Source organism: Chromatiales bacterium, assembly GCA_020445605.1.
GTDB lineage: Bacteria > Pseudomonadota > Gammaproteobacteria > JAGRGH01 > JAGRGH01 > JAGRGH01.
The window spans coordinates 46,450-55,143 of record JAGRGH010000010.1 but is presented as its reverse complement, the minus strand read 5'-3'; the positions used below and the strand labels follow the sequence as shown (position 1 = coordinate 55,143).

Annotated in this window: 11 protein-coding genes; 2 read left to right on the top strand and 9 right to left on the bottom strand. The window is 65.9% G+C overall.

Annotation, left to right across the window (positions count from 1 at the left end):
- The first annotated feature begins 267 nt into the window (after positions 1 to 267).
- Entirely contained in the window at positions 268 to 1,518 is a 1,251-nt protein-coding gene (locus tag KDG50_02250) for a GGDEF domain-containing protein (protein ID MCB1864223.1), read from the top strand.
- 105 nt (positions 1,519 to 1,623) lie between these two features.
- Here the strand turns inward: KDG50_02250 and KDG50_02245 are convergent, their stop codons facing one another.
- From KDG50_02245 to KDG50_02210, 8 genes are all read right to left on the bottom strand, one after another.
- Positions 1,624 to 2,013 carry a DUF302 domain-containing protein gene (locus tag KDG50_02245; protein ID MCB1864222.1) on the bottom strand — a complete coding sequence of 130 codons (390 nt, stop codon included), beginning with the start codon at positions 2,011 to 2,013 and terminating at the stop codon, positions 1,624 to 1,626.
- Between the two features lie 17 nt (positions 2,014 to 2,030).
- On the bottom strand, positions 2,031 to 2,852 hold the full coding sequence (locus KDG50_02240; GenBank protein MCB1864221.1) for a hypothetical protein: 822 nt from the start codon (positions 2,850 to 2,852) through the stop codon (positions 2,031 to 2,033).
- A 113-nt stretch (positions 2,853 to 2,965) separates the two neighbouring features.
- Positions 2,966 to 4,153 carry a copper oxidase gene (locus KDG50_02235; protein MCB1864220.1) on the bottom strand — a complete coding sequence of 396 codons (1,188 nt, stop codon included), beginning with the start codon at positions 4,151 to 4,153 and terminating at the stop codon, positions 2,966 to 2,968.
- Positions 4,154 to 4,301: 148 nt separating this feature from the next.
- Positions 4,302 to 5,729, bottom strand: coding sequence for a TolC family protein (locus KDG50_02230; protein ID MCB1864219.1), 1,428 nt, complete (start codon positions 5,727 to 5,729; stop codon positions 4,302 to 4,304).
- Complete coding sequence (locus tag KDG50_02225) at positions 5,726 to 6,007, bottom strand: hypothetical protein (GenBank protein ID MCB1864218.1); 282 nt, start codon at positions 6,005 to 6,007, stop codon at positions 5,726 to 5,728. The genes KDG50_02230 and KDG50_02225 overlap by 4 nt, the downstream gene beginning before the upstream one ends.
- A gap of 100 nt (positions 6,008 to 6,107) precedes the next feature.
- Positions 6,108 to 6,443 carry a hypothetical protein gene (locus KDG50_02220; GenBank protein ID MCB1864217.1) on the bottom strand — a complete coding sequence of 112 codons (336 nt, stop codon included), beginning with the start codon at positions 6,441 to 6,443 and terminating at the stop codon, positions 6,108 to 6,110.
- Positions 6,444 to 6,463: 20 nt separating this feature from the next.
- Complete coding sequence (locus KDG50_02215; GenBank protein ID MCB1864216.1) at positions 6,464 to 6,736, bottom strand: heavy-metal-associated domain-containing protein; 273 nt, start codon at positions 6,734 to 6,736, stop codon at positions 6,464 to 6,466.
- Entirely contained in the window at positions 6,729 to 7,175 is a 447-nt protein-coding gene (locus tag KDG50_02210; GenBank protein ID MCB1864215.1) for a heavy metal-responsive transcriptional regulator, read from the bottom strand. Before KDG50_02210 ends, KDG50_02215 begins: the two co-directional genes overlap by 8 nt.
- 218 nt (positions 7,176 to 7,393) lie before the next feature.
- On the opposite strand from KDG50_02210, the gene KDG50_02205 reads away from it, so the two are divergent.
- Positions 7,394 to 8,170, top strand: a complete 777-nt coding sequence (locus KDG50_02205; GenBank protein MCB1864214.1) for a hypothetical protein — start codon at positions 7,394 to 7,396, stop codon at positions 8,168 to 8,170.
- Between the two features lie 224 nt (positions 8,171 to 8,394).
- Here the strand turns inward: KDG50_02205 and KDG50_02200 are convergent, their stop codons facing one another.
- Positions 8,395 to 8,580 carry a hypothetical protein gene (locus KDG50_02200; protein ID MCB1864213.1) on the bottom strand — a complete coding sequence of 62 codons (186 nt, stop codon included), beginning with the start codon at positions 8,578 to 8,580 and terminating at the stop codon, positions 8,395 to 8,397.
- Between the last annotated feature and the right edge of the window lie 114 nt (positions 8,581 to 8,694).

Below are 8,694 nucleotides of genomic sequence, written 5' to 3'. Positions count from 1 at the left end.
TCCCAGCCGCCAGCTCCCAGCCGCCAGCCGCCAGCCGCCAGCCGCCAGCCGCCAGCCGCCAGCCGCCAGCCGCCAGCCGCCAGCCGCCAGCCGCCAGCCGCCAGCCGCCAGCCGGCAAACAATTGTCACGGCTCGCCGGGGGCCGGGCGCTCCGCCGATTTCCATGCCAGACTTGTGACATAAGCCGCACCGGCGCGGCGGCCTGCCTGATGGCGGGACAGCGCGGTGCGAGTTCACAACTGAACGTAACCGCGGGGGCGGGGTTTCATGCGTTCTACCGAGCTTGCCCACCGCAAGGGGACGGGCACCGAGGTCCCGACCGCGCCGGTCGCGGCCGCCATCGACGACCAGCGCGTGCGCATGCTGTATGCGAACGGGCTGCGCGCGGTGCCGTTCAACATCCTCATCGCCATCATTCTCGTCATCATCCTGCGCGACAGCGGCGCGCGCGGACTGGCGATCGGATGGTTCATCGCGCTAAGTGTCCTCGCGGTCGCACGCATCATTCATCTGGCACGCGCCCGACAGGCGTTTGAACGTGCGCCGGTGCCGAAGCATGCCGAACGCACCTTTGCGCTTGGCTCGACCGTGACCGGCCTGGCATGGGGCATCGGGTTCGTCGTCATCGACCCGCACCTCGATTCGCAGTACCAGCTGCTGTTCCTGTGGGCGATGGGCGGCATGGCGGCCGGCGCGTTCTCGTCGATGATTTCGCACCCGCGTGCCTACGCACTGTTCGTGCTGGCGATGTTCGTACCGGCGCTGGTCGAGGTGCTGCTCGGACGGACGGCGTTCTCGTTCGCCGTCGGCGTGCTGCTCGTCGCATTCGTGGCAATGCTGCTGATCACACACCGCACCGCGACGGCCATGCTGCTCGCCGGCCTTCGCGACCGTTTCGAGAAGCAGGGGCTGCTCGATCAGTTGCAGCATGTCAACGTGGAGCTGACCGAAACCAACGAACGCCTGGAGCAGGCACACCTGCAGTTGCACCACCTGGCAACCACCGACGACCTGACGCAGTTGCCGAACCGGCGGTCGATGGACGAGTTCATGTTCGAGAATCTGGAACGCAACGTTCGCGAAGCGAAGATCGTCGCCTGCATCATGCTCGATATCGACCACTTCAAGCAGTTCAACGACGACCATGGTCATCAGGCCGGCGACCTGTGCCTGCAGGGGGTCAGCGATGCATTGGCAGCGCAACTGAAACGGCCGAACGACCGGCTGGGCCGCTACGGTGGCGAGGAGTTCGTGGCCGTGCTGCCGGGGACGGATCTCGACGGTGCGAGCGTGCTGGCGGAACGCATGCGCACGGCGGTCGAACAGGTGGAAATCGCCGTCGGCGCACGCAGCGAACCCGTGCACGTCACGATCAGCGCCGGGGTCGCGTGTGGCGTGCCGGTCAGCGACCAGGACATGGACCGGCTGATCACCGCCGCCGACAACGCGCTGTATCGCGCGAAACGCCTCGGCCGCAACCGCGTAGAGGCCGACACAAGCACTGCCGACGGGCGTTGAACCTGCCCAAGGAAACCCTGATCAATCCATCACGGATTGCCAGAGCGGCACTTCACGTCTGCCGCAGGACCCTCTGAATCCTTACAGGGCTTCGCTGACCGGCACCTATTGCGCGAGCGCGGCGCGCACGCGTTGCAGGCGTGCGGTCACCTCGCCGGCCAGCGCCGTGATCTCGGCCTTGTCGACGAGTTTCAGGACGGCGTTCGGGTCCATGAACGCGACCGTCACGCTGCCGTCGTCCTCGGCACGCACGACGACATTGCACGGCAGCAGCAGGCCGATGTCGGGCTCGGCGTCGATCGCCTGATTCGCCAGCGGCGGATTGCAGGCACCGAGAATCCGGTACGCGCCGCGCTCTATACCAAGCTTCTTCTTCAGTGTGCCGGCGACATCGATATCCGCCAGCACACCAAAGCCTTCAACCGCGAGCGCCGCGGTCACGCGCGCAATCGCCTCGTCAAAATCACAAGCAAGCTTCAGGTCAAAACCGTACATCTGCCTCTCCGTCGTGATCAGAACGAGCGCGATTCTTTTTCGACATACCAGCCCTTCGGGCCGAGCTTCATGGTGATCTCGCCCGTGAACGCCGAACCGTCCATGCTGCCCTCCATCTGGAGAATGGCCTCGTCCGTGCCGAACTGCTCGCCGCTGACGATCTTGACCTCGCCGGCATTCATCTCCTGCAGGAAACCGAGCTGTTCCTTGAAGTCCGGCTCCTTGCGCGCGGCCAGCATCATTTCGGCCATGTCCGGATTCATATACCGCGCCATGGTGTCGACATCGCCGGCGGCGATCGCTGCGCGACTCGCCATGTAGGCCTTGCCAGGCGCGCCGCCACCTGCGCCAAGCGCCTTGCCCTTGGGCAGGTTCGGCGGCGGCGCAATCGGCAGGTCAAATTCAACCGTCGAATCGGTCAGCGAGCCGGCGACCTGGCCGGCGTCGAGCCGCGTGATCGTGCCCAGGGTGTTGCCGGAGGTCGACAGGTTGCCGCTGCCGGAAAACACGAAATTCGCGGAATTCAGCTCCCTGTTTTCCTGCGTGATGTTCAGCTCGATGTAGCTGGCGCCCAGGTCACGCAGACGATCCTCGATCACCTCGGCACGGTCACGGGCACGGTCGAGACCACTGCGGTCGATCGGCTGGCTGGACAGAAAGATCACCGTGGCCTGCCGGGTCTTGTCAAAGACATCCGGCGCGTTGAACGCGTAACCGTCGGTGACGGTGATCGTGTTCTTTTCACCGAAGAACTCCTTTTCGACCTTGCCGCTGGCGCCGGCCATCACCACGCCTGGCAACAACATCAGCAGCGACACAAACCCAATTCGCTTGTTCATGGATCGTCCTCGTACGTATTGATTTACACCGGTCGCGGTCCTCACGGCCGCCATGCATCGCCGGCGCGCCGGAGTATACAAAACCGGCCCGCCGGAGTCCGGAACGGGCTCACTCAGGTTTCGATGCCGTCACGCACGAGTTCCGCGGCCGTGGCCGCGACCGACTGCGTGCCGGCGGGGATCTCGTACCAGCCCGGGTCGGCGTAGTTCGCGAGCCGGTCGCGCACCTTAACGATCGTGAACATGCCGCCCATGGTGATGTAGTCGTACGGCCCCCAGGCGCCGACCATCGGCAGGCTGTTGTCGGGCACGGCCATGTGACCGCTCTCGATATGGGCGCCGTGTTCGCCCATGCCGTCGTGCCCCATCGTCATGTAGGACGGCACGAACGGACTGATCGTCCGTTCCAGGCCGCGCACGTCAGCACCGATCATGTTCGGGATCCCGTGGCCCATCTGGTTCATGACGTGGTGGGTCATGTGACAGTGCATGGCCCAGTCACCGGGCGCGTCGGCGATGAACTCGCAGTCGCGTGTCGAACCGACCGGCACCAGCACGGTCGTTTCCGGCCACTGACCCTCGCGCGGGATGTCGCCGCCATCGGTCGCGACCACGCGGAAGTAGTGCCCGTGCAGATGGATCGGATGATGATCCATCGCCGACAGGTTGCCGATGCGCAGCCGCACACGATCGCCGGTCTTGCAGACCAGCGGCGCGGTTCCCGGGTAGCACTTCGCATTCATCGTAAGAATGTTGAAATCGGTCATTTCGTTCGGGTCGGGCCTGCGCGCGCCCGGCTCGAGCTTCCACTCGCTCAGCATGATCGCGAAGTCGCGATCGACGAAATCGCTCGCGGTCTGGCCGCGCGGATGCACGACGATCATGCCCATGAGACCAAGACCCATCTGCGTCATCTCGTCATGATGCGAGTGATACATGAAGGTGCCGTGCTGGCGGAACGTCCATTCGTACCGATAGGTTTCACCGGGCTGGATCGCGCGCTGGTTCAGGCCACCCACGCCATCCATGCCGTTGGGCAGGAACACGCCATGCCAGTGCACGGTGGTCGGCGCTATCAGACGATTGGTCACGTAGATGCGAACGCGGTCACCCTCCACGGCCTCGATGGTCGGGCCGTGCACACGGCCGTTGTAGCCCCAGCAGGTCGCCTGCATGCCCGGCGCGAACTCGTGCTCGACCTCTTCGGCGATCAGGTGATAGACCTTCACGCCATCGACGACCTTCCACGGCAGGCTCGCGCCACCCGGGGTTTCGACCGGACGGTAGTCGACGCCGGGCATGCCCGGCTTGCGTGGGGTGTCGGGTTGATCCAGCCCGCTGTAGGAGCGGTCCCAGCGCGGTGCGGCCTGTGTGCTTCGCGAGGCCAGCGCAGCGGCGCCGGCGGCGACCGCCGCGCCAGTCAGCAGGTTTCGACGTGTGAGCTTCATGTCAGTGTCCTCCATCGCTGCCGCCGGCCATGGGCATTGCAGCCGTCGAGCCGGCGGTCATGGTGCCTGACGCGGGTGTATGCCCGGCATGCAGCGCACCGATGTCAATCAGGGCCAGCCAGTAGTCGCGGGTTGCGTCGATCAGGCGACGTTTCATTGCTGTCTGTGCATCAAATGCGCTCAACAGGCGAAACACACCGATCTGCATGGCGTTGTATTCAAGCACCTTGCCTGCGAACTGTCGCTGCGCGAGTGGTGCGAGCACCTCGCGTGTGTAGCGCGCCTTGTCGTCCGCAGCCGACAGGCGCAGCGCGGCGCTGCGCGCCGCCGAGCGCACCGCGAGCGCGGTCGCGCGATATTCGGCCGAACGCTTGATGAACATCGCCTGCGCGGCGGCGCGCTGGCCCTGACCGACGTCAAACAGCGGCAGTTCGAAGCCCAAGCCGAAGCCGTATTCGCGCTCACCGCCCTTGTGCTCATGCACGGGCCCGAGTTCCAGATGCCGGAACAGCGACTGCGTGTTTTCGATGCCGACCCGTTCCGCGGCCGTTTCGAGCCGCGCACGCGCGGCGGCCAGGCTCAGGCTGGCCTCGATGGCGGCGCGCTCGATGCCAGCGGTATCCGGCGGCGATCGTTCGGGTTCGGTCAGGTCGTCGGCCAGACGCCAGCGCGTGTCGTCGCCGAACACGCCCATGACCTGGTTCAATGCCTCCACGCGCATCGCGACGGCCTCTTCGGACTCCGCCAGGGCCAGCCGCGCCTCGGCCTCCATGGCCTGGCGGCGATCGAGATCGCGGTCGGTCAGATTGCCGGCCGCGTGCAGCCGACGGGCCACGTCGAGCGAGGCGGAAGCGGACCCGGCAACCTCCTCGAGCAGCGCGCAGCGCGCCTTTTCGGCCTGCAACTCGACGACCGCCACGCGAGTCTCACGCACCAGTCCGAACACCGCGTCGGCAACCTCGATCTTGCGCAGGTCGAAACTCGCGCTGGCCGCACGCTTTCGCGCCGGCAGCGTCAGCAGACCCTGGATGGGTTGCATCAGGCCGATGTCGACCAGTGGCCGACCTTCGCCGTGCTCCCATTTCCACTCGCCGTGAAACACCGGATTCGGCACCAGCGAGGCCTGCATCAGTTCGGCGCGCGCGATGCCCAGATCGGCCAGCGCCGACTGCAACTCGAAGTTGTTCAGCAGGGCCACCCGAACGACATCGTCCGCACTGAGCGGCCGCGCCAGCAATCGCGCGACCTCGGCACGCGCAGCGGCGTCCGACTCGGCATCACGGCGCTGGATCAGCGTCTGGCCGGTGGCGGGAGCGACCCGCTCGTTGACGGCAGCCAGGCCGGCGTTTTCCGGAACGCTCGCACAACCGCCGAGCAGCGCGAGCGCTGCGAGCGCCGGGCACGCGCCACGTAGTCGATGAGTGGTCATGGCTGGCTCCCGTGATGCCCGGTGTGATCCATTCCCCCGTGTGCGGAATGGTCCATGCCCGCATGTCCGGAATGATCCATCGCGCCGGGCATCGCGCGCGGGCTGACCGGGACAACCGCCAGAGTTCCGGTCGCAGCGGGAATATGACCGGCCGGCGCATTGACGCTGGCCGGATGTGCGCTGGTGAGCTCAGGCAGCGGCGGACTGGCGCAGCCCGATGCAATGATTGATATCAGGCCGCAACCGGCCACGGTCACGGCACGGGTGATGAGTCTCATGAGTGTGATATCCCGAGGTTGCACGACAATCGGCCGCACGCGCGAGAACGCCCGGCGTGCGAAACGTCAGCGATTTGCGGGTGAAATACCCGCTCGGGGATCAGGCCTGGGGTGGACGGTCCAGCCGCGGGCGTTCGGGTGCGGGATGCATGGCACTCAGATACACGGCTTGCGCAACAGCCGCCGCAAGTGCGGGAATGTCCGTGACGAAGTTCTGCAACGCCGCGGCCATCGGCTGGCAACAGGCCCCGGAATCGCAATAACCGGAGTCATGCCGGGTGGTGTCGATGGCAGTGGAGTGACAGAAAGTCTGTGCACCGGATTGCGATGTCGCGGCTGCCGCATCGTGCAGACAGCCAAACGCGACACGCACGGGTGACATTGCCACCAGCAGGCTGATCAGGACGCTTGCGATGCGTGAGGCTGTACGGCGCATTGAATGTCGGCGAGAAGTATTCAGTCGTTGATCCGGCCGATGGCACAGCTCACGAACGAACGGGCCTTCGCGCCCGCGCTGGACAGGCCCTTGACCGATCCGGCCAATGGATAACCCAGACGCGCGAGCGTGGCCACGGCCTGTTCGCGCGCGTCTTCTTCGGCGTCGACACGCACGATCTGGTTGTCGATGTCCACGTCCACGCCGCGCACGCGGTCGTCTTCACCGACCGCCTTGCGGATGGTGTTCGCACAGCCGGCACATTTGATGTTTTCGACCTGTAGTTCAAGCATGGTCCTGGTCCTCCGTACGGATTTCTCCGCCGAGTCGCGTCAAAATCGGGCACGGCCCTGAATTCGATGCCGCGCAGCGATCAATCAGAGCGCCGAGTTCAGCGCGCAGGGCTTCGAGCTCGGAAAGCCGCGCATCGATATCCGCCAGTTTCATCCGTGCCAGCGCCCGCACGTCCGCGCGTACGTCACCAGATGCCGCGCGAAGCTCGAGCAGCGCGCCGATCTCAGCGAGCGTGAAGTCCATCGCCTGGGCACGCCGGATGAAGCGCAGCCGCGCGAGGTCGCCCGGCGCATATCGCCTCTGACCGCCGCCGGAGCGTGCCGTGCGCGGCACCAGCCCGATACGCTCGTAATAGCGCAGGGTGTCGGCCGCAACGCCCAGTTCGCGGCTGGCCTGGCCGATGGAAAGCGGCGCGGAGATCGATGCGGCCGACTGCATGCATACAGCATAGAACCTGGAGCCGGCTCCAAGTCAATGGGGCATTCCGACAACGCATCGATCGGACAGGACCGGGACCGCCACCACACCGCGCCCGTGAGACCGCCAGTGGACCACCGGAGTTCACCGCCGGGCAGCCTGCGGCAGCCCGCCGGTTGACAACTTCTTGGAAAACAACGACATTGGCACGCAGTCTCGACGGAGACGAACGACCGTAGATGCTCCGATTCAGCGCCGGATTTCGATGGCTGGCTTGGCTCCTGGTTTTTCTGGGTTCGCCCCTGCACGCGACCACGATCACCGCGACCTACAACGGCACCATTGCCGGCGGGCAGGTCCAGCGCATCATTTCCGACAGCACCACCGGCAGCACGGGCTGGACGAATCTGGGCGCGGGCCTGTTCAGCATGACCGTAACCGGCGGTGACTTCGCCGGCGACCTCCTGCCGAGTGGCAGCGCAAATTTCCTCGCGTTCTGTGTCGAACCCCAGCAGGGTGTTTCGACCGGGCAGACCTACACCTGGGAAGTCCTGGGTGTGTCCAGCGGCGCGAACAACATCGGCGGCATGGGCGCGGTGCGCGCGGGATACGTCGGCGAATTGCTCGGTGGCGTCTACCCGGTCTTTGGCGCGACCACCCTGACCAACCAGCAGGCGCTGGCGATTCAGATCGCGATCTGGGAGATCGTCCGCGAAACCGTAACCGCTGGCGGCTTTGTCGTGGCCAATGGTGCGCCAGGCGCCGGCAACACGCGGTTTCGCAGCGAGAGCGTGGCGGGCGCCATCGCGCTGGCGCAGAGCTGGCTCGACCTGTACGTCAACGATCTGGTCACCGGCCCACAGGCGACGGGCCTGTATTCCCTGGTGAACGCCACCCAGCAGGACCTGATCGCCCAGATTCAGCTGATCCCGGCACCGACCAGCGAACTCCTGCTCGCCGCCGGCCTGCTGGCGTTCGCAAGCCGGCGCAGGTTGCAAGCCGACTCCAAGCGCTGAATTCGTGTCGAAAAGGGCCCATCGAGGGCCGTTTCGTTTTCCCAAGCAGGAAAGCCACGTCCAATCGAGCAAAACCCATCGCCCGGTAGACACCCCCGTCCCCGGCGAGGTTTCCTGACACCGATCTCCGCGCCGCGATAGCGACACTTTCGACCCCCGACGGGCCAGATGGCCGACACCTGCAGCATTGCCCGGTGCACTCCGGCACCCCGGAGTTGCGCAAACTAACCCGACGCGGGCTTGCGCGGCGGGCGCCGGGGCGGCGGACGGTCGGTTTCGAGCGCCTCGTCGAGTTCGGTTTCCAGGTCCGCATCGGCGGCCTCCGGGCGGCGCTGATGCGCCCCACCCTTGCGCAGGATCGGCGCGCGGGCAACGGGATTGCGGGGACGGATTTTCGGTGACTTGGCCATGTGAAACGTTGCCAGGTGCCAACAAGATCGAGACCCGAAACAGTCTCCCACGGCCACGGCGTCAGCGCCACGCCGCTCCGCGGTTGAACCATCGCTGCGAGCGCCCATCTAAGC

Coding starts and splice junctions, on each gene's coding strand:
- KDG50_02250 (MCB1864223.1), top strand. CDS start 268: ATGCGTTCTACCGAGCTTGCCCACCGCAAGGGGACGGGCACCGAGGTC.
- KDG50_02245 (MCB1864222.1), bottom strand. CDS start 2,013: ATGTACGGTTTTGACCTGAAGCTTGCTTGTGATTTTGACGAGGCGATT.
- KDG50_02240 (MCB1864221.1), bottom strand. CDS start 2,852: ATGAACAAGCGAATTGGGTTTGTGTCGCTGCTGATGTTGTTGCCAGGC.
- KDG50_02235 (MCB1864220.1), bottom strand. CDS start 4,153: ATGCCCGGCGTCGACTACCGTCCGGTCGAAACCCCGGGTGGCGCGAGC.
- KDG50_02230 (MCB1864219.1), bottom strand. CDS start 5,729: ATGACCACTCATCGACTACGTGGCGCGTGCCCGGCGCTCGCAGCGCTC.
- KDG50_02225 (MCB1864218.1), bottom strand. CDS start 6,007: ATGAGACTCATCACCCGTGCCGTGACCGTGGCCGGTTGCGGCCTGATA.
- KDG50_02220 (MCB1864217.1), bottom strand. CDS start 6,443: ATGCGCCGTACAGCCTCACGCATCGCAAGCGTCCTGATCAGCCTGCTG.
- KDG50_02215 (MCB1864216.1), bottom strand. CDS start 6,736: ATGCTTGAACTACAGGTCGAAAACATCAAATGTGCCGGCTGTGCGAAC.
- KDG50_02210 (MCB1864215.1), bottom strand. CDS start 7,175: ATGCAGTCGGCCGCATCGATCTCCGCGCCGCTTTCCATCGGCCAGGCC.
- KDG50_02205 (MCB1864214.1), top strand. CDS start 7,394: ATGCTCCGATTCAGCGCCGGATTTCGATGGCTGGCTTGGCTCCTGGTT.
- KDG50_02200 (MCB1864213.1), bottom strand. CDS start 8,580: ATGGCCAAGTCACCGAAAATCCGTCCCCGCAATCCCGTTGCCCGCGCG.